The sequence below is a fragment of the Pseudomonas fluorescens group sp. PF-69 genome, assembly GCF_054481235.1.
In genome coordinates, this window is the sequence record NZ_JBTMNC010000001.1 from 5,294,900 (window position 1) to 5,315,341 (window position 20,442).

At 61.5% G+C, this 20,442-nt stretch carries 16 protein-coding genes; 11 read left to right on the forward strand and 5 right to left on the reverse strand.

Going from position 1 to position 20,442, the window contains the following annotated elements; translation table 11 throughout:
• The first annotated feature begins 3 nt into the window (after window positions 1-3).
• Genes ACX3YF_RS24890 through ACX3YF_RS24900 form a run of 3 tightly spaced genes read left to right on the forward strand, consistent with a single transcriptional unit; the run spans window position 4 to window position 2,737 of the window.
• Window positions 4-981, forward strand: coding sequence for a diacylglycerol/lipid kinase family protein (locus tag ACX3YF_RS24890; protein ID WP_130209342.1), 978 nt, complete (start codon window positions 4-6; stop codon window positions 979-981).
• A gap of 9 nt (window positions 982-990) precedes the next feature.
• The gene (locus ACX3YF_RS24895) at window positions 991-1,956 is read left to right on the forward strand and encodes a hypothetical protein (RefSeq protein ID WP_130209344.1); all 966 of its coding nucleotides are present in this window, start codon (window positions 991-993) and stop codon (window positions 1,954-1,956) included.
• A 19-nt stretch (window positions 1,957-1,975) separates the two neighbouring features.
• On the forward strand, window positions 1,976-2,737 hold the full coding sequence (locus ACX3YF_RS24900; protein ID WP_130209346.1) for an aspartyl/asparaginyl beta-hydroxylase domain-containing protein: 762 nt from the start codon (window positions 1,976-1,978) through the stop codon (window positions 2,735-2,737).
• Window positions 2,738-2,788: 51 nt separating this feature from the next.
• Here the strand turns inward: ACX3YF_RS24900 and ACX3YF_RS24905 are convergent, their stop codons facing one another.
• Entirely contained in the window at window positions 2,789-3,283 is a 495-nt protein-coding gene (locus ACX3YF_RS24905; protein ID WP_130209348.1) for a putative ATP-dependent zinc protease, read from the reverse strand.
• A 299-nt stretch (window positions 3,284-3,582) separates the two neighbouring features.
• Between ACX3YF_RS24905 and ACX3YF_RS24910 the strand changes: the two genes are divergently transcribed.
• Window positions 3,583-4,074: an acyl-CoA thioesterase gene (locus ACX3YF_RS24910; protein WP_130209350.1), complete on the forward strand. Its 492-nt coding sequence runs from the start codon at window positions 3,583-3,585 to the stop codon at window positions 4,072-4,074.
• 329 nt (window positions 4,075-4,403) lie between these two features.
• Here the strand turns inward: ACX3YF_RS24910 and ACX3YF_RS24915 are convergent, their stop codons facing one another.
• Complete coding sequence (locus ACX3YF_RS24915; protein WP_130209431.1) at window positions 4,404-5,297, reverse strand: DMT family transporter; 894 nt, start codon at window positions 5,295-5,297, stop codon at window positions 4,404-4,406.
• A 155-nt stretch (window positions 5,298-5,452) separates the two neighbouring features.
• Between ACX3YF_RS24915 and ACX3YF_RS24920 the strand changes: the two genes are divergently transcribed.
• The 4 genes from ACX3YF_RS24920 (at window position 5,453) to ACX3YF_RS24935 (ending at window position 12,315) form a co-directional block, all read left to right on the forward strand.
• Entirely contained in the window at window positions 5,453-6,034 is a 582-nt protein-coding gene (locus tag ACX3YF_RS24920; protein WP_448647853.1) for a helix-turn-helix domain-containing protein, read from the forward strand.
• 402 nt (window positions 6,035-6,436) lie between these two features.
• Entirely contained in the window at window positions 6,437-7,690 is a 1,254-nt protein-coding gene (gene mexE / locus ACX3YF_RS24925) for a multidrug efflux RND transporter periplasmic adaptor subunit MexE (protein WP_130209354.1), read from the forward strand.
• Window positions 7,691-7,705: 15 nt separating this feature from the next.
• Window positions 7,706-10,897 carry an efflux RND transporter permease subunit gene (locus ACX3YF_RS24930; protein WP_130209356.1) on the forward strand — a complete coding sequence of 1,064 codons (3,192 nt, stop codon included), beginning with the start codon at window positions 7,706-7,708 and terminating at the stop codon, window positions 10,895-10,897.
• On the forward strand, window positions 10,894-12,315 hold the full coding sequence (locus tag ACX3YF_RS24935; RefSeq protein ID WP_458974487.1) for an efflux transporter outer membrane subunit: 1,422 nt from the start codon (window positions 10,894-10,896) through the stop codon (window positions 12,313-12,315). The genes ACX3YF_RS24930 and ACX3YF_RS24935 overlap by 4 nt, the downstream gene beginning before the upstream one ends.
• A gap of 269 nt (window positions 12,316-12,584) precedes the next feature.
• Here the strand turns inward: ACX3YF_RS24935 and ACX3YF_RS24940 are convergent, their stop codons facing one another.
• From ACX3YF_RS24940 to ACX3YF_RS24950, 3 genes are read right to left on the reverse strand one after another with little or no spacing between them, the layout of a single operon-like run.
• On the reverse strand, window positions 12,585-13,550 hold the full coding sequence (locus tag ACX3YF_RS24940; protein ID WP_458974488.1) for an HlyD family efflux transporter periplasmic adaptor subunit: 966 nt from the start codon (window positions 13,548-13,550) through the stop codon (window positions 12,585-12,587).
• Between the two features lie 4 nt (window positions 13,551-13,554).
• The gene (locus ACX3YF_RS24945; RefSeq protein ID WP_047528674.1) at window positions 13,555-13,755 is read right to left on the reverse strand and encodes a DUF1656 domain-containing protein; all 201 of its coding nucleotides are present in this window, start codon (window positions 13,753-13,755) and stop codon (window positions 13,555-13,557) included.
• The gene (locus ACX3YF_RS24950) at window positions 13,745-15,880 is read right to left on the reverse strand and encodes an FUSC family protein (protein ID WP_458974489.1); all 2,136 of its coding nucleotides are present in this window, start codon (window positions 15,878-15,880) and stop codon (window positions 13,745-13,747) included. Before ACX3YF_RS24950 ends, ACX3YF_RS24945 begins: the two co-directional genes overlap by 11 nt.
• A gap of 195 nt (window positions 15,881-16,075) precedes the next feature.
• Between ACX3YF_RS24950 and ACX3YF_RS24955 the strand changes: the two genes are divergently transcribed.
• The 3 genes from ACX3YF_RS24955 (at window position 16,076) to ACX3YF_RS24965 (ending at window position 20,417) form a co-directional block, all read left to right on the forward strand.
• Window positions 16,076-17,131, forward strand: coding sequence for a tetratricopeptide repeat protein (locus ACX3YF_RS24955; protein ID WP_448647850.1), 1,056 nt, complete (start codon window positions 16,076-16,078; stop codon window positions 17,129-17,131).
• Between the two features lie 116 nt (window positions 17,132-17,247).
• On the forward strand, window positions 17,248-18,750 hold the full coding sequence (locus ACX3YF_RS24960) for an ATPase domain-containing protein (protein WP_448647849.1): 1,503 nt from the start codon (window positions 17,248-17,250) through the stop codon (window positions 18,748-18,750).
• Window positions 18,747-20,417 (forward strand): response regulator, encoded by a 1,671-nt coding sequence (locus ACX3YF_RS24965; protein ID WP_458945334.1) that lies wholly within the window; start codon window positions 18,747-18,749, stop codon window positions 20,415-20,417. The genes ACX3YF_RS24960 and ACX3YF_RS24965 overlap by 4 nt, the downstream gene beginning before the upstream one ends.
• The last annotated feature ends 25 nt before the right edge of the window (window positions 20,418-20,442 follow it).

A 20,442-nucleotide genomic window follows, 5' to 3' on the forward strand; every position in this document is an offset into this window, starting at 1 on the left:
GTCATGAACATCAACTCACCTTCAATTGCTCAGCCGCGGCGCATCGGCGTTTTGATCAACCCCCTCAGCGGGCGCGTTCGTCGCCAGCTGGTACGCTTGTGCCGTCTGATCTATAGATTGCCTCGCGCCCACTTCGCGCAGGTGCGCACCCCTGCCGAGATCGAGACCGCCATCGCCAGCTGGGCGCTGATGGAAAACGACTTGCTGGTGGTAGTGGGCGGGGATGGCACGCTGCAGGCGGCGCTGACCAGCCTGCTGCAAACCCCTGGGGCGACAGTTCCCAAGGTGTTCATCGTCCCCGCGGGCACCACCAACATGAGTGCCAATGCCATCGGGTTGCGTGGCAGCCCACTCAAGGCAATCAAGGCACTGACGCGCTGGCTGACCCGTGACGACCACACCGCGCTCGAGAGGCCCACGGCCGTGCTGCAAGTGTCGGACTCACACAACCGGCGAGCACAATGCGGCCTGTTCTTTGGCGCCGGTTCAATCGTCACCGGCGTTCGCTATTTTCATGAGCGGGTTCGCCCCACCGGTCTCAAGGGGCTGGCTGGGCCATTGACGGCCTTCGTGCGCATGCTGCTGGCGTTGTTTTCCCGCACGGCCAGCCATCTGCTGCCGACCGTCAACGCCCCTATCACGGTGAACGGCGCGACGCGCGAGGCGCCATGGCTGCTGGTATTGGCCACCACCCTGGACAAATTGCTGTTGGGCAGCACGCCATTTTGGGGCACCGAGCACCAGCCCATGCGCCTGACCGCCATTGCCCAGGCCCCTGCCCGCCTGTGCCGGGCCTTGCCCGCCGTACTGCGCGGGCGACCCAGCGCTGCCATGCGCCGGGACCCCGGCTACCTGAGCCACAACGCCCAAAACGCCAGCATTGACCACCTGCGCGAATACCTGCTGGACGGCGAAATATTCCCGGTGACCGGAACACTTGAAATCAAGACCAGCCTGCCCGTGCGCTTCATCACCTTGTAAGGACGCTCCATGATCGAGATTGAACGCGACCCGGCGACACGCCCCCTGTTCGAGCTGGTGACCCGTGAACTGGCGCGTCCGGTGAGCCAGGACCTGCACGCACTGACCGAGGCGCTGATGGCGCGGTTCGGCGCAGGCATCTCGGCGATCCTGTTCTACGGTTCTTGCCTGCGCACGCGCACCACCGATGAGGGGTTGATCGACCTGTACGTCCTGGTGGATCACTACCAGGACATCCACGCCTCCCGGCTCAGTCAATGGGCCAACGCCCTGCTGCCGCCCACGGTGTTTCTGTTCACGACCACTGATACCGCCGGCAAAACCCTGCGCGCCAAGTGCGCCATTCTCTCAGTGAGCGATTTCGAACAAGGCACCCATAGCTGGTTTCAAAGCTACCTGTGGGCGCGTTTTGCCCAGCCTAGCCGCCTGGTGTTCAGCCGCACGTCCTCCATCCAGCTGCGCGTGGAGCGAGCGGTGTGCCGCGCGGCCTTGCGCATGATCAGCGAAACGGTCCCCCTGCAAGCCCCCTTCTTCAACAGCGACACGTTCTGGACCCGCGCCTTGAGCTTTACCTACGGCACCGAACTGCGGCCCGAAAGCAGCGATCGCCCGGCACTGATCACCCAGCAGAATCAAGACTACCTCGCCGCCCTCCTGGTCGCGGCTGCCCAGGTCGATGGCGCCGGCTTTACCGGGTCGATGACCGATGAGCTGTATATCAACCACAGCACCGCTCAACAGCAGCGACGCCAGGCGCGGCACTGGCGGATCCGGCGCGTGCAAGGCCGGGCATTGAACGTGGTGCGCCTGATCAAATCGCTGTTTACCGTCAAGGGTGGAGTGGATTACGCCATCTGGAAACTTGAGCGCCATTGGGGCGAGCCGATCAGACAACCGGAGCGGTTGCGCCGCTATCCGCTGGTGTTCTGCTGGCCGCTGCTGTGGAAGCTGTTGAAACAACGACCTCGTACATGAAACCAACAGGATATTTTCCATGACCGCCAGGAAGACGGCTTTGACCCCCAAGAAAAAACGCAAACATCGTCCCAGCGTCGCCATCGGCCTGTGGATCATCAAACGCCTTGAAAACCTGATACGGCGCAGCTCTACGGTGGGTAACACGCCGTTCTTCGATCCCGCCATCTTCGCCTGGGCCCGGGACCTGGAATCCCGGTCGGCGGTGATTCGCACCGAGCTCGATGCCGTGCTGCGCAACAGCGATGCCATTCCCAGTTTTCAGCAGATATCCAAGGACCAGTCCAGACTGACCCAGGACGACCGCTGGAAGACGTTTTTCCTCTACGGCTATGGCTACAAGATCGACGGCAATTGCGCGCAGTGTCCAGAAACGACACGGGCCATCGAGGCCATCCCGGGCATGTACACCGCGTTTTTCTCGATTCTCAGCCCCGGCAAGCACATTCCACCCCACCGCGGGCCTTACAACGGATTGCTGCGGGTGCATCTGGGGCTGATCATCCCGCAACAGGCCGAACAGTGTCGTATAGAGGTGGGTGATGAGGTCCGCCATTGGCAGCAGGACAGTTGCCTGGTATTCGACGACACTTACAAGCATCAGGTCTGGAACGACACTGACGAGCGGCGCGTAGTGCTGTTCCTGGATGTGCAGCGCCCCTTGACATTACCGGGCCGGTTGCTGAACCGGGTGGTGCTCAAGTTGATCCAGTGGTCACCGTTCATACAGGACGCGCGCAGGAATCAGCAGAACTGGGATCGCGGGATTCTCAACCAGTAAATCAGCGCCAATCAGGCTCCGGGGCTCTCCCGGCGCCTGATTGACGCGGTATCACGGCTTGCAATCAGGCTTGAGGGTGTCGAATCGCGACGCATCCACCACGCCCAGGTGTGCAAGCACGTCACGCCCCAGTTTGACCGGCGAACCACCTTTGCCGTGGGTTTTCAGCGTAAGGTCCTCGGCGTATACCTTGTCACCCAGGCACAGTGACATCCGCACCAACTGATGCTGACTGCTGCCAAAGGCGCCTTTGGATTTTTCGGTGCGCAGTACTTTCCTCTCCAGCGTCAAATCGGTCGTGCCCGTCAATGCATGCATCACCGGTACACCGAAACGCACCCAATTCTCGCCATCTTTCTGGAATATGATGAGGTCATGAACTTCAATGGAAGACTTCGGCGAAGTGGGATCAAGTTCGACTTCCACACTCCCTTGCTCAGGTTGAATCAGCGCCTTTTCCTGCCAACCGAAAACGGCGGCCTGGGTCAGTTGTGGAATAATCAATGCCAACATAAAGCTGCTTAAAACTGTGGTATAGCGACGCATTATCTCACCCGGCGCAAATAATAATTTCAGGTCTTGCAACAATAAAGCCCAATAACTGGCGCCCCCTGTTCAGCGCACTTTATCATTAAGTCTGGATTTACAATATTAAATTATACTTAGCGATAGAGCACATACGCACTGCGGCAAATTATTAACTTATCCGAGATACACTCTTTCACTTCGTTACATAGCTACTTCCATCGGTTGACTGTTAACGTCTGCGACCCAGACAAAGTCTCAAGCGCCAGACCTACATGGCGACAAGGACCCCTGACAATGCCTACCGTGATGAGGAAACTATGGAACCCGGCAGCTACCAACTGAGCATGAGCGTGCTCATGACCCCCGACAAAGCCAACTTCTCCGGCAACGTGCATGGCGGCGCGTTGTTGAAAATGCTCGACGAAGTGGCGTTCGCCTGCGCCAAGCGTTATGCAGGCCGTTACGTGGTCACCCTTTCGGTTGACCAAGTGATTTTCAAGGAGCCGATCCACGTCGGCGAACTGGTCACCTTCCTGGCGTCGGTCAACTACACCGGACGCACTTCGCTCGAGATCGGCGTGAAGGTCATGACCGAGAATATCCATGAGCGTACCGTGCGCCACACCAACAGTTGCTACTTCACCATGGTCGCCGTCGACGGCGCTGGGCGCCCCAGCCCCGTGCGCCCCTTGCTGCCCGACACGCTCACCGAGCGCCGTCGCTACGCTCAGGGCCAGTTACGCAAGCAACAGCGCCAGGAACTGCAGGCTCGCTACGACGAGATACGCGAACTGGGCACGTCCCGTTAGGCCCTTCGCTCACCTGCAGCCCCGCCCGGAACACCAAGGATCAACGATGTAAATATCGCTCCTGAGTCGGATCAGCCTCGAGATCCTCCAGTACATGCTGGAAGCTGATGACGAACAGTTGCCGTTTTCTCCTGCGCAGCGCTCCATCGTCTAACCGCGGGCCAAGAATCAGCCCACGGAAAAAGCCTTCGATACGCCCGCGCGCAGGTGGCGGATGCCGCAGGCTCAGAGCATTATCCTTCCTGGCGATTGCCGCACCGTCGAAGTCGGACAGAGCGGCAGCAGCGTTTAATCGCTCAATAGAGCCGCACGCGATGGCGCACCAGGCCCTACGTCACTTCCTGACGCGAGGCGCGGCCCAACGACCAACCGAAGTTCATGCCCGCAGCCGCCAGCAGGATGGCGCTCGCGCCAATCACTTGCAGGATGCCGAGCGGGTGGGCGAAGGCAACCCAGTCGACCAGGATGGCGACGATCGGATAGATGAACGACAGTGTCCCGACCAGCGCCGTGGGGATTTTCTGGATGGCGCTGTACAGCAGGGTCGACATGAGCCCGGTATGGACCACGCCGATAATGATCAGGCAAGTCCAGGCGCCCTCGACCGTATCGACCCTGCTGAAGTCCACGAACGGGGCCAGGACCAGCACACCTGCCACCATCTGGATCAGCACGATCAGGTGCGCGGGTATGTCTTTGAGGCGCTTGGTGATTGCCGCCGCCACGGCGTAGAAAAAGGCCGAAGCCAGGGCCAGGCAGACGCCGAGCACATAGTCGGCGCCAGTGGCCTGCCCACTGCCCTTGACGGACACGATCAGCATCAGCCCGGCGAAGGCCAACAGCAGCCAACCAACCTTGGCGGCGCTGAGGCGTTCAGCGAAAAACAGCACCCCCAAGCCGACCAGCATGAATGGCTGAACGTGGTAGACCACCGTGGCAATGGCGATAGAGGAATGTTTGTAGGCACTGAACAGCAGCACCCAGTTAAGAATCAGCGCCGCCCCGCCCAGGCACACCAGAATGAACTGCCGGGCGTTGATCCGAGAGCGGCGCAGCACCCCGAGCACCAGACACGCGACCAGCATGGCCATGGCGCCGAACAAGCAACGCCAGAACACCACGGCCTCCGGGCTCTGCCCTGACATGATGACGAACCAGCCCACCGTGCCGGAGATCACCATGGCAGAAATCATTTCGAGCGTCCCACGGGTTTGCGACTTCATCACTCACTGCTTCCTTGCTGCTGGCATTGCCGTAACCTAAGCCACCATAAATAGGAATTGGTTCGGCAAAACGAACTTTATAATGAACTATTGGCCGATATACTGAACATCACACCCGAGAGCGTCAACCCATTTCAGGATGATTAGAAAAACAAATGACCGATATAACGAACACGCTACCGAACAATAACCCGAGCCGAATCGATCTCCTGGCCCTCTCAATCAAACGCGAGCGCCTGGCCGCCGGGCTTTCCTTGACCGAGCTGGCAAAGCGCGCCGGGGTGGCGAAGTCGACCTTGTCTCAATTGGAGTCAGGAATCGGTAACCCCAGCATCGAAACCTTGTGGTCGCTGGCGACCGCAATGGGCTTGCAAGTCACCCGGTTCTTCGAACAACCCCGGCAGGCCCTGCGGGTGATTCGCGCCAACGAGGGTATGACGGCCTATGCCGAGACTGCCCATTATGCAGCGACACTGCTTGCCGATTGCCCGACGGGAGTACAACGGGATATCTACCGGCTCAACGTGCAACCCGGCGAAGTTCGGCTGTCTCAGCCCCACCCACCGGGCACCGTAGAGCATGTGGTGCTGTGCAGCGGCAGTGCCCATATTGGCCCGGCGACCGGACCTGTCTTGCTGAACGCTGGCGACTACATCAGCTACCTCGCGAATGTGCCTCACGTGTTCGAAGCACTCGAGGCGGACACCACTGCGGTGATGGTGATAGAGCATTCCTGAGGTGGGTGCCATTTTCGTTCGCTCATGTATCACGAGCGACCTGGGGGCAACATGGGGGGCATATTTGAAATTTTTCTGCCTGAAAATGTTGTTCTAGAGCCCAGTCAAAATGTTTTTCGCGGATCCGGACAGTCTGGCTTGAGTGCCTTGTGAAGGCATCCGGCGCCATCGCTGCGAGCCGGCGAGGGTCGCGGCCCGGTTGCCAGCCAGACCATTGCGTAGGCGGCAACACACAAATGCCATCAACCGGGTTGATCCTGTCTGGGTATAAGGCGCAGGCTAGAGGGCTCGCTGGGCCTCTCCCATCATTCCGAATGATAGTTATCTTCGCCCCGTTCGATTCGTCCGCTTCAACCCCGCCGCGCATCATTCGCCAATCTCAATACATTGGCGGATGCATCCATGGAACAGTCACTCAAACATTTGCGCTTCCCGTTGGCCGTGTTGGCCGTAGTGGTGATGAGCGCCTGCGGCAAGGCTCCGCAAACTGCAGCCACGATGCCGGCGGCCAAGGTCAGCGTGGCCAAGGTGCTGGAGCAACCGGTTAACGAGTGGGACGAATTCACCGGGCGCCTTGAAGCCCCGGAAACCGTAGAAATTCGTCCACGGGTCTCCGGCCAGATCGATGACGTGGCCTTTACCGAGGGCGCCCTGGTCAAGAAAGGCGACCTGCTGTTCCAGATCGACCCGCGTCCGTTCCAGGCTGAGGTCCGCCGCCTCGAAGCGCTGGTCGCCCAGGCTCGCGCCAACGCCACCCGCAGCGAAAACGAAGCCCAGCGCGGTGAACGCCTGCGCACCAGCAATGCCATCTCCGCTGAACTGGCCGATTCGCGTACCAGCGCCGCTCAAGAAGCCCGCGCCGCCGTCGGCGCACTTCAGGCGCAACTGGACCTGGCCAAACTGAACCTGAGTTTCACCCGCGTCACCGCGCCCATCAGCGGTCGCGTCAGCCGCGCGGAAATCACGGCCGGCAACCTGGTGACCGCCGATACCACCCCGCTGACCAGCGTGGTTTCCACCGACAAGGTCTACGCCTACTTCGACGCTGACGAGCGTGTGTTCCTCAAGTACACCCAGCTCGCCCGCCAGGGTAAACGCGGCGCAGCCACCCCGGTCTACATGGGCCTGTCCAACGAAGACGGCAACCCGCACCTGGGCCAGATGAACTTCGTCGACAACCAGGTCAACCCGAAAACCGGCACCATCCGTGGTCGCGCCGTGTTCGACAACAGCGACGGCAGCTACACCCCGGGCCTCTATGCGCGCCTGAAACTGGTCGGCAGCGGCACCTACAACGCCATGCTGATCAACGATGAAGCGGTCGGCACCGACCTGGGCAAGAAGTTCGTGCTGGTGATGGACGCCGACAACAAAACCGCCTACCGCGCGGTCGAGCTGGGTCCGAAAATCGAAGGCTTGCGCATCGTGCGCAACGGCTTGAACAAGGACGACACCATCATCGTCAAGGGCCTGCAGCGGGTACGACCTGGTTCGCCAGTCGCCCCTGAAGTGATCCCGATGGCCAGCGAGCAAACCCTCGCGGCCCTGGCACAACAACGTCAAGCGCTGGAAGCCAGCAATCTGCCCCAGGTCGCGCCTGCCAAGGTCGCGCCGGGTACGGCTGTGAAACTGGCTGCTGCGACTCCACGCGGTTAAGGAATAACGACTCCGATGAATTTTTCCCAGTTCTTCATTTCACGGCCGATCTTCGCCGCAGTGCTGTCGCTGCTGATCCTGATCGCCGGCGCGATCTCGCTGTTCCAGCTGCCGATCAGCGAATACCCGGAAGTGGTGCCGCCGACCGTTGTGGTCCGCGCCAACTTCCCCGGGGCCAACCCCAAAGTCATCGGTGAGACCGTGGCCGCTCCGCTGGAGCAAGCCATCACCGGCGTCGAGAACATGCTGTACATGTCCTCGCAGTCGACCGCCGACGGCAAGATCACCCTGACCATCACCTTCGCCCTGGGTACCGACCTGGACAATGCGCAGGTGCAGGTGCAGAACCGCGTAACCCGGACCGAGCCCAAACTGCCCGAAGAAGTGACGCGCATCGGTATCACCGTGGACAAGGCGTCGCCCGACCTGACCATGGTCGTGCACTTGACCTCGCCGGACAAACGCTACGACATGCTGTACCTGTCCAACTACGCCTTGCTCAACATCAAGGATGAGCTGGCGCGCCTGGGCGGTGTCGGTGATGTGCAATTGTTCGGCATGGGCGATTACTCGCTGCGGGTCTGGCTCGATCCGAACAAGACCGCCTCGCGCAACCTGACCGCCACCGACGTGGTCACCGCGATCCGCGAACAGAACCGCCAGGTCGCCGCCGGTGCACTGGGTGCGCCGCCTGCACCGAACGCCACCGCGTTCCAGCTGTCGGTCAACACCCAGGGTCGCCTGGTGTCCGAAGAAGAGTTCGAGAACATCATCATTCGCTCCGGCGACAACGGTGAAATCACCCGTCTGAAAGACATTGCTCGTGTCGAACTGGGCTCCAGCCAGTACGCCCTGCGTTCGCAACTCAACAACCAGCCGGCGGTAGCGATCCCGATCTTCCAGCGTCCGGGCTCCAACGCCATCGAGATCTCCAACGAAGTGCGCGACAAGATGGCGGAGCTGAAGAAAAGCTTCCCGGAAGGCATGGACTTCAGCATCGTCTATGACCCGACGATCTTCGTGCGCGGCTCCATCGAGGCGGTGGTCCACACCCTCTTCGAAGCGCTGATTCTCGTGGTGCTGGTGGTGATCCTGTTCCTGCAAACCTGGCGCGCCTCGATCATTCCGTTGGTGGCGGTGCCGGTATCGCTGATCGGTACGTTTGCCGTGATGCACCTGTTCGGTTTCTCGCTCAACGCCTTGTCATTGTTCGGCCTGGTACTGGCGATCGGTATCGTGGTGGACGACGCGATCGTGGTGGTGGAGAACGTCGAACGCAATATCGAACTGGGACTCAATCCGGTCGAAGCGACCAAACGCGCCATGCGCGAAGTGACCGGCCCGATCATTGCCACGGCACTGGTGCTGTGTGCGGTGTTTATCCCGGCGGCCTTCATTTCCGGGTTGACTGGCCAGTTCTACAAGCAGTTCGCCCTGACCATTGCGATTTCCACGGTGATCTCGGCGTTCAACTCCCTGACCCTCTCGCCGGCACTGGCAGCGGTGCTGCTCAAGGGCCATGACGCGCCGAAAGACCGCTTCTCCAAACTCCTGGACAAGGTGTTCGGCGGCTGGCTGTTCCGTCCCTTCAACCGTTTCTTTGAAAAGGCCAGCCATGGTTATGTCGGCACCGTTGGCCGCGTGATCCGCAGCAGCGGCATCGCCCTGCTGCTGTACGCGGGCCTGATGGTCCTGACGTTCTTCGGTTTCTCCAGCACCCCGACCGGTTTCGTCCCGGCGCAGGACAAGCAATACCTGGTGGCGTTTGCCCAGTTGCCGGACGCCGCCAGCCTGGATCGCACCGATGCAGTGATCCAGCAGATGTCCGAGATTGCCCTCAAGCAACCCGGCGTCGCCAACTCGGTGGCCTTCCCTGGCCTGTCGATCAACGGCTTCACCAACAGCCCCAACGCCGGCATCGTGTTCACCCCGCTCAAGCCGTTTGACGAGCGCAAGGACCCAAGCGAATCGGCGGGTGCCATTGCGGCCGCGCTGAACGCCAAGTTCGCCGACATCCAGGGTGCCTACATTGCGATCTTCCCGCCGCCGCCGGTACAGGGCCTGGGCACGATCGGTGGTTTCCGCCTGCAAATCGAAGACCGGGGCAACCTGGGCTACGACGAGCTGTACAAGCAAACCATGAACATCATTGCCAAGAGCCACAGCGTGCCGGAACTGGCCAATCTGTTCACCAGCTACACCGTGAACGTGCCGCAGGTCGATGCCGCCATCGACCGGGAAAAAGCCAAGACCCACGGCGTGGCCGTCAGCGACATCTTCGACACCCTGCAGATCTACCTGGGTTCGCTGTATGCCAACGACTTCAACCGCTTTGGTCGCACCTATCAGGTCAACGTTCAGGCCGAGCAGCAGTTCCGTCTTGAACCGGACCAGATCGGCCAGCTGAAAGTACGCAACAACAAGGGCGAGATGATCCCGCTGGCGACCTTCATCAAGGTCAGCGACACCTCGGGCCCGGACCGCGTGATGCACTACAACGGCTTCATCACCGCTGAAATCAACGGTGCGGCAGCCCCCGGCTACAGCTCCGGCCAGGCCGAAAAAGCCATCGAGAAACTGCTCAAGGAAGAACTTCCGAACGGCATGACCTACGAATGGACCGACCTGACCTACCAGCAGATTCTGTCCGGCAACACCGCGCTGTTCGTGTTCCCGCTCTGCGTTCTGCTGGCGTTCCTGGTGCTCGCGGCGCAATACGAAAGCTGGAGCCTGCCACTGGCGGTGATCCTGATCGTGCCGATGACCCTGCTGTCGGCCATCACCGGGGTGATTGTGTCCGGTGGCGACAACAACATCTTTACCCAGATCGGCTTGATCGTACTGGTGGGCCTGGCGTGCAAGAACGCGATTCTGATCGTCGAGTTTGCCAAGGATAAACAGCTGGAAGGTCTCAACCCGCTGGCCGCGGTACTGGAAGCCTGCCGCCTGCGTCTGCGGCCGATCCTGATGACCTCCTTCGCGTTCATCATGGGTGTGGTGCCACTGGTGTTCTCCAGCGGTGCCGGTGCCGAAATGCGTCATGCCATGGGTGTGGCGGTGTTCTCCGGGATGCTCGGGGTGACCTTCTTCGGTCTGTTGCTGACGCCGGTGTTCTACGTACTGATTCGCAACTTTGTCGAGCGCGGTGAGGCACGAAAAGCCGCCAAGGCGCTGAAACTGCAAAAGCCGCTGGAGTCGCATTCATGAGTTTGAAAGCCTTCCTGCCGAGTCTCCTGGTACTGGCGCTGAGCGCCTGTGCCGTGGGCCCGGACTACAAGACCCCGGCCACCGAGGCGGCCCATATCACCACCGCCACCGATGGCGCGGCCGGTCAGAAGAACTTTGACCGCTCCCGTTTCGAAGGCATCTGGTGGCAGCAGTTCGAGGACCCGACCCTCAACCAGTTGGTGACCGAGTCCCTGAAGGGCAACCGCGACTTGCGCGTCGCCTTCGCCCGCTGGAAAGCGGCGCGGGCGATACGCGATGACGTCAGCAATGACGCCATGCCGACCATCACCAGCCGGATCAGCAGTGACCTGGCCAAGGGGCAGATTCCCGGCCAGACCACCGACCGGGTCAACAGCGAACGCTATGACCTGGGCCTGGACATGGCCTGGGAGATCGACCTGTTTGGCCGCATCCAGCGCAACCTGGAATCGGCCAACGCCGAGCAACAAGCGGTCGAGGCCGATCTGTATCAACTGCAAGTCACCATGATTGCCGAACTGGTGGATTCCTACGGCCAGCTGCGCGGAGCCCAACTGCGGGAGAAAATCGCCCTGGCCAACCTGGAGAACCAGCAGGAGTCGCGCAAGATCACCATCAGCCTGCGTGATGCCGGCGTCGGCGATCAGCTCGACGTGGAGCGCGCCGATGCGCGTCTTGCGGCGGTCGAGGCCAGCGTGCCGCAATTGCAGGCCGAACAGGTTCGGCAGAAAAACCGCATCGCCACCCTGCTCGGTCAACGCCCGGACAAGTTGAGCGTCGACCTGAGCCCCAAGGATTTGCCGGCCATTGCCAAGGCATTGCCCATTGGTGATCCGGGGGAACTGCTGCAACGTCGCCCGGACATTCTCAGCGCCGAACGCAAACTCGCCTCGGCCACGGCGCGCATCGGCGTGGCCAAGGCTGATTTGTTCCCGCGAGTCAGCCTCAGCGGCTTCCTTGGCTTCACGGCCGGGCGTGGTTCGCAGATCGGCTCCTCGGCGGCCAACGCCTGGGCGCTTGGCCCGAGCATCACCTGGGCGGCGTTCGACCTGGGCAGCGTCAAGGCCCGCTTGCGCGGTGCCGACGCCGACGCTGAAGGCGCCCTGGCGAGCTACGAGCAACAAGTCTTGCTGGCTCTGGAGGAATCGGAGAACGCCTTCAGCGATTACGGCAAACGCCAACAACGGTTGATTTCGCTGATTCGCCAGAGCGAATCGAGCCGCTCGGCTGCCGACCTCGCCGAGATCCGCTACCGCGAAGGCACCGCCGATTTCCTGGTGTTGCTCGATGCCCAGCGTGAGCGTCTGGCGGCGGAAGACACCCAGGCCCAGGCCGAAGTCGATCTGTATCGCGGCATCGTCGCGATCTACAAGGCACTCGGCGGTGGCTGGCAGCCGGAAATGGTCGCCAGCAAGTAACCTTTTTCAAGCGCTCCTTTGGTTGGCCGCAACCAACCAATTCCTTTGCCCTGCGTCTCATTCGGTCGCGGGGCTTTTTTTTGCTTTTCAGGCAATCCCGGGAAACACGGATGGCAGCCCCCTGCAAGCGCCTGCCACGCGACCCATGTGGGAGCGCGCTTGTCGGGTCGCCGCATCGCAGCGATGACGTCAGCAAATCCAACATCAACGGTGACCGACCGCTGTCGCGAGCAAGCTCGCTCCCACAGGGTCCGAATGTGTCCGCGAAGTTAGCGCTCATCTTCAGATTTGTGGTTTTCCTCGACGGTGACGGTGGCCGTGGTTCCCGCTCGCAGTTTGTCTTTACCGGCGTAACCCTCGTCAATCCTGATCCGCACTGGCACCCTCTGCGCCAGCTTGACCCAGGTGTAGCTGGGGTTGATGTTGGCCAGTAGCCGGCCACCGGGCAGGTTTTCCCGGTCGGCGATGGCGAAGGCAATGCTTTGTACGGTGCCGCCGAATTTTTCACCGCTCATCAATTCAATGTCGACCCGGTCGCCCTCGCCGATTCGCGGCAACTTGGTTTCTTCGAAGTAGCCGCTGACATAAAAGCTGTCGCTGTCCACCAGCGCCAACAACGGACCACCCACCGTTGCATAGTCTCCCTGGCGGGTCAGCAGGTTGGTGACGTAGCCACTGACTGGCGATTCCACGCGGGTGCGCTGCAGATCCAGTTCGGCCTGGGTCAATGCCGCAATCGCCAGTAGCACGTTGGCCTGCGCCAGCCCCAGGTTGGCCTGGTTACGCAACAAATCAGCCTGTGCTACCGAGACTTCGGTGTTGGACTTTTCCCATTCCTCGCCGGAAATCGCGGAGCGCTCCTTGAGGGTTCGACGGCGCCGCTCTTCGCTCTGGCGCTGGCGTAACAGCGCCTGGCTGGAGACGATGGTCGCTTCAGACTGCCCCAGCGACGCTTTCGCCACCTCCACGGAGCGTCTGGCATGTTCAACCGCCAGGGCATAGCGCGCCGGATCGATCTCCAGCAACAACTGGCCCTTATCCACATGCTGGTTGTCCTGCACGCCGAGCCTGACGATGCGCCCCGAAACATCGGCGGACAGGGTCACCACGTCGGCACGCACCCGGGCGTCCCGGGTCCAGGGCGCGCGGGTGTAATGCTCCCAGGCAAACCAGCCGAGGACGAACGCCAACACGACCACGGCCAGTGTCGTCAGGTGTGAAAGGATCTTCTTCAAGGCATCAGGCTCCCATCAGCAAAATCAGGGTCGCACACACGCAGGCGTACAACGCGCCCTCGAACAACGCTTCATGCCAGACGAAGCGCAGCACGCCCAGGCGCCGCAGCACCCAGTCCAGCGCCAGGAAAATCGGCAGGCCCAGCAGCAGCGCCTGGGCGATGGGCGGGAGGTAGACACCGCCTATTTCCAGATCAATGGGCAAGCGCAGGTACTCCTTGTGGGGCGAGCGGTTCAAAGTGATGGCGATGGCGCTCCAGGAATGACACCACGATCAACAGCGCCACGCGCATGCGAAACACCGACCACAGATGTTCATGAACACTGGAATGCAGGGTGTCCAGTTCATCGCCCAAGGCATGCAGGCTGTTGATCACGTGATCCGCCTGAATGCCGGGGCGGCCAGCGACCAGCCGCCCGGTTTCACGGACCGTGGCGAACACCTGGCTTTGCACAGCGGGCGTCAACAACGCGTTGCCCTGCCCCTGTTGCCGCAGCTGGTTCAAGGCGATACCCAGGGCCATGCAACCGAGACTGACTTCAAACACATCCCGCGATCCCTGGTCCTGGGTCGCCGGCAGCAAACCCAGCATCATGGTCAGGCGATCGACCATGCGGCTCTCGAAGGCAAACTGGTTTTCATCGGTGGCCGGGACTTTGAGCAAGGCGTACACCTGCTCGCAGTTCTCCTTGAACAACCGGCGCATCCGCAATACCGGCCGGAACGGAAAGATCAGCGCGTAGACACTCAACCCCAGCACCGTCGCGCACGTGTAGGCGCCAGCAAACTCGAACCACTGGATGGCGGTATTTTGTCCAAGCCCCACATTCAACGGGCCCAGCAGCAGAAATGTCGTCAGCCCCAGCCCCATACCGGTGCCGGTGGTGGGCGGACTGGACAGCCCCACGGCGACGGCATAAAGCAAGGGTGCCAGCAACAACGCGAGCATTTCGAAGTTACTGATCATCGGGACAAACATGAACTGCAGCAGTGCCGACGCCAGCAACGCCAGGCCAAACCCTCTGGCATAGCTTTGAACCACCAGCAGCGGCCGTGGAAACGTCGACATCAGCGAACAAAGAATCCCCAGCAGCACCATGCCGCCCCGCGCCCCGTCCCAGCCGGTTTCGATCCAGATCAGGCCAGCCACCAATATCGCGGAGAATGCGCGGATGGCGTTCATGGTCGCCAGGGTGAAATCCAGGTGCAGCGGGTTTTCCTGGCCGCGAAAGACACTGCTGGCGGGCCGCCCGCTCTGGATGGCGTCGCTCAGTTCCAGTATCTGCTCGAGTTGTTGCAGCAGGCGCGCCTGTTCCCAGCGCAGCGACCAGGCCAGCGAGCGCAAGGTGGCCGGCATGGCCTCGGTCAATTGCTCGGCCCTGTAGGCCAGCTCGTCGAAGCGTTGGCGCAACGAGGTGAAAGGGTGGCGCTTTTCGCTCGACAGCGAACGGCCCTGTTGCGCCAGTTCATCGAGAAAGGCCAGCTCTTCGGCGCGCAGACGCTGTATTTCCTCGGGCAACGCCCCTTCCCAGCGCTCCGTCAGCAGTAGCCGCTGGTGACGCAGGGCGGTGAGCCTCGCGGTCAGCAGCACCAGCTGATTGCCCAGCAGTTGCACCAGACCGTTGGCGCTGCGCAAGCGAGGTGCATCGAAGTACAAATGCCGACGTACGCCCTCCAGGGCGCTGATCTGACCCAGCAGTTGCATTTGCCGGCGTTGAAAGTCCGCCTCGCTTTCCTCGGTGCGCAGGACGGCACTGGCATGGGTCGCCAGCAGTTTGGTGATCTGATCGATTTTGGCGAAATAGTCCCGGGCTACGGCTTCGGGGCGCGCGGTGAGCAGGCTGACCACGCACACACAGGCGACGGCTAACAAAGTCTCGGTGACTCGGGTGACTGCCAGCAGGAATGTGCCCTCCGGGTCGGGAATCGCCAGTAGAGCAATGACCACGGCGGTGTAGCCACTGAGGACGAACGCCTGGGAACTGGTGTAGCGCAACAAGGTGCCACCGGCCGTACACAGCGCGAGCCACAAGGCCAGGGTGGTAATGAAAGGCAGGGGCGCCTGGGGAAAGATCGCCATGGTGGCCACCGCCACGACCGCGCCCATGGTGGTGCCGATGACCTGGCCGAAACTGCGGGCCAGCACCATGCCGCCCAGTGGCTGACTGATGATGACCACGGCCATGATCGACCACTTGGGCTGGTCGAGGTCGAACAGGAAGGCCAGGTAAAGCGTCAACAGCCCGGCCGCAATGGTTCTCAAGGCAAACAGCAACACCCCGGGCCCGGGGTGGACAATCGCCTTGAAGTACTGCAACAGTGCTTGCATGGGTGTGCTCGTTGGCGCTTATCCAGCAAGCGTAGTCACAGCTTCCGGGTCTCGACAGCGCGTCGACGCAACATGGAGGTAAAGCCGTCGATCCCCTCCCCCTCAGTGGGCATTCAGATGAGTCAGGGTTTGACTCAGCGCTCCGCCTGACCGAAGCTGCTGACTTTGCAAAAGCTTGCCAGCTTCCGGATTCGCATGCCCCAGTCCCGCCGTTATCTGCTTATCAGTCTCTGCGCCTTGCTTGTCATCGGCCTCGCCTGGGTGTACCTGCGCAGCACGACGCCAGTGGTGCCCGATGCGATCAAGCGCGGCTACAGTGAGGCGCTGGCCCAGGCCCGCGCCGGCCAGCCCGGCGCCGCGCGGGTGCTGTACCAGCAATTGGGCCGCCCCGATCTATCGCCCAAACGGCGCATCTGGCTGCACGCCGAACTGCCCAACTACCCGAGTTCGGTGGCCCTGAAACTGGCGGACGCCGACTTGCAACATGAGTCGCCCGAGGTGCGTATCGCGGCGATCAAGAGCATCAGCGGGCTGGTGCCCAACGGCCAGCGCAGCTTATTGCTCGGGCCGTTGCTCGATGACAAAGACCAGAATGTGCGGTTGGCCGCCGTCAACGCCTTGCTGGGCTTGTCACCGGACGACCTCGGCTTGTATTTCGGGCCACTGGAACAAGCCATCGATGCCTGGGAGCAGGTACTCAAAAGCGCGCCGGAGAGCGCCGAGAATCACTATCAGCTGGCTCGACTGCATTTGCACAACGCCGAATTCAAGGAGGCCCAGCAGGCGCTTGAAAACACCCTGCGCCTGGCCCCCGACAACCTGCCGGCGCTGGTCATGCAGATTGAGGTGCTGGATAAGCTGGGACAAAGCGATGCCGCCCGGCAGTTATTGGCCAGGCAATTGAAAGCACAGCCCGACTCCGCCTATTTGCAGCATGCCCTGGGGCTGTGGCTGCTCAATCATGGCCAGAGTGAGTTCGCGCTGTTGGGCCTGTCCAAAGCCGTGGAGCTTGAGCCGGACAACAAGGACTATCGCTATGACCTGGCCACCACCCTGCACGGTGAACAGGAGCTGGAAGCGGCGCAGAAGCAGTTGCAGGAGATCGTCCAGCGCCACCCGAACGATCGCAGGGCGCGAGTGCTGTTGATCAACTATTGGAAGGAAAGCGGACAACTGCAGAACGTGCAGATCCTGCTGGCACAACTCGAACAAATGAATCCGGACGACCCGGCCCTGCAGCAAGGTCTCTGATATCCCGCCGTAAATTTTGTTGAACGCTCGTCTCGACCAAAGGTCAAGTGAACAGGCAGACCCTTGTGGCACTCAGCGCCCACTGCCTCGTTCCCCTAGTCAAGAGAGGGCATTTTTTGTCTATATCCAACGAGTTGATCAGTGTAAAAGCCGCCACCGGTATCGAAGGGCTGGATGACATCCTCGATGGCGGACTCTCTCGCGGCCACGTGTTTCTACTGGAGGGCGAACCGGGCACCGGCAAGACCACCGTTGCCCTGCACTTTCTGTTGGCTGGCGCCCGGGCCGGCGAACGCTCGTTGTACATCACCCTGTCCGAAACCGAGCGCGAACTGCGCCAGGGCGCCCGGTCCCACGGTTGGGAACTGGGCGAAAACGTGCATATTTTCGAACTGACGCCGCCGGAAAGCCTGCTCAATGCCGAGCACCAGCAGTCGCTGCTGTACTCCTCTGACCTGGAATTGGGCGAGGCCACCAAGCAGATCTTCGAAGTGGTCGAACGCTTCAAGCCAACCCGCGTGGTGCTCGACAGCCTGTCCGAGATCCGTCTGCTGGCACAAAGCTCATTGCGCTACCGCCGGCAGATCCTCGCGATCAAGCACTACTTCGTGCGTTACGACGCCACCGTGTTGCTGCTCGACGACCTGACCACCGAGTCCCTCGACAAAACCGTGCACAGCGTGGCCCACGGCGTGATCCGCCTGGAGGAACTGACCCCCAACTACGGCGCCGAACGGCGGCGTATCCGGGTGGTGAAGTACCGGGGCCAGAAATACCGTGGCGGCTTTCACGACTTCACCATCATGGGCGATGGCGTGCATGTGTTTCCACGCCTGGTGGCCGCCGAACACCGCGGGCGCTACCTGCGCCAGCAATTGACCAGCGGCATCGCGCAAATGGACGCCCTGCTCGGCGGCGGTATTGAAACCGGCTCCAGCACCTTGATTCTCGGTCCGGCCGGTACCGGCAAATCCCTCATTTCCATGATCTTCGCGGCCGCCGCCGTGGCCAGGGGTGAAAAAGCCGCCTTGTTCATTTTCGACGAGGAACTGGGCCTGCTGTTCGAGCGCATGAAAAACATCGGTATCGATTTGCAGGGATTGCAACACGGCGGCAATTTGCTGATCGAACAGGTGGATGCCGCTGAACTGTCCCCCGGCGAGTTCTCCCACCGGGTTCGTCGCTGCGTCGACGAGCGCAACATCAAGACCGTGGTCATCGACAGCATCAACGGCTACCAGGCGGCCATGCCCGAAGAGAACGCCCTGGTCCTGCACATGCACGAGCTGCTGCTGTACCTCAACCGTCAGGGCGCCGCGACCTTCATGACCGTCGCCCAGCATGGACTGGTCGGCGATATGCAGGCCCCGGTGGACATCACGTATCTGGCAGACACGGTGATTCTGCTGCGCTACTTCGAAGCCGTGGGCAAGGTGCGCCGGGCGATTTCGGTGATCAAGAAACGCACCGGCAGCCATGAATCCACCATTCGCGAGTACCGCATCAGCAGCCAGGGCATGACCATCGGTGAGCCGCTGGAAACCTTCCAGGGTGTTTTGCGCGGCGTTCCCACTTATCTGGGCGCCAGCAACCCGCTGCTCGGGGAAGAAACCCCATGACGGCGGTCGAAGCCACTTCCGAGCGCGCGATCATCCTCGCGCCGCTGGGGCGTGACGGCCAGATTGCCTTGATGCTGCTCCGTGAAGCGGGTTTCGACGGGGTTGTCAGCGCAGGCCTGGTCGAGCTCTGCCGGGAACTGGAACAAGGTGCGGGGTTGCTGCTGATATCCGCCGAGGCCTTGTTGGGCATTGATCTGGACCCGTTGCTGGGCCTGATCGAGCAGCAGCCGGCCTGGTCGGACCTGCCGATCGTATTGTTGACCCATCATGGCGGCCCGGAACAAAACCCCGCCTCACGTTTTGGCCCGCAACTGGGCAACGTCACCTTCCTTGAGCGGCCCTTTCATCCGGAGACTTTGATCAGCCTGGTGACCACTGCGCTGCGCGGACGTCGACGACAGTACGAGGCCCGGGACCGGCTAATCGACTTGAGCCAGAGCGAGCTGCGCCTGCAGAACACCCTCGAAACCCTTGAGCAGCAAGTCGAAGAACGCACCGCACAGCTGCGTCACAACGAAGAAGTGTTGCGCCAGTCGCAGAAAATGGAGGCAGTCGGCCAACTCACCGGCGGTATCGCCCACGACTTCAACAACATGCTGACCGGCATCATCGGTAGCCTGGAGTTGCTGCGCCGGCGTCTGGCCCGTGGCCGCACCGAGGATCTGGACAGCCTGATCGACCTTGGCGTGACCTCGGCCAATCGCGCGGCGGGCCTGACTCACCGGCTGTTGGCGTTCTCCCGTCGCCAGTCACTGGACTCCAAGCCCGTGGAGATGAACAACCTGGTGATCTCCATGGGCGAATTGCTGCAACGCAGCATCAACGAAAGCATCTGTCTGGAAATGCAGCTGAGCGAGCACCTGTGGGTGGCCGAAGCTGACCCCAATCAACTGGAAAGTGCCCTGCTCAACCTGGTCATCAACGCCCGCGATGCCATGCCCGACGGCGGCAAACTGGTGGTGCGGACCGCGAACCAGCAGCTGGACGCCCGCTTCACCGAAGCCCACAGCAACCTCAAGCCGGGTGACTACGTGGTGCTCAGTGTCACCGACAATGGCTGCGGCATGCCGCAAAGCACCATCAGCCGCGCTTTCGATCCGTTCTTCACCACCAAGCCTATCGGTCAGGGCACCGGCCTGGGGTTGTCGATGATCTATGGCTTCAGCAAACAATCCCGGGGCCATGTCGCCATTCAAAGCGAAGTGGGCCAAGGCACGACGGTGAGCCTGTTCCTGCCGCGCTTCGGTGGCGACCTGCCCCGGGACAATCCGGTCGATCGCCAGCATCCGCTCTTCGCGCAGAATGGCGAAACGGTACTGATCGTCGAGGATGACCCGGCGGTCCGGGTGTTGGTAAGTACCGTGCTGAGCGAGCTGGGCTATGCCTTCGTCGAGGCTGGCGATGCGGCCGCTGCGTTGCCGGTTCTCGATTCGGGGCAGCGTATCGACCTGATGATCAGCGATGTCGGCCTGCCCGGCATGAACGGCCGGCAACTGGCGGAAATCGGCCGGCAGCACCGGCCGGGGCTCAAGGTCTTGTTCATCACCGGCTATGCCGAGCACGCGGCGGTGCGCGGGGGTTTCCTCGACCCTGGCATGCAGATGATCACCAAGCCGTTCACCTTCGACTTGTTGACGGCGAAGGTGCGGGAGATGATCAGCGTCTGAAGCACCCACCCTCCTCAGGCGTTGC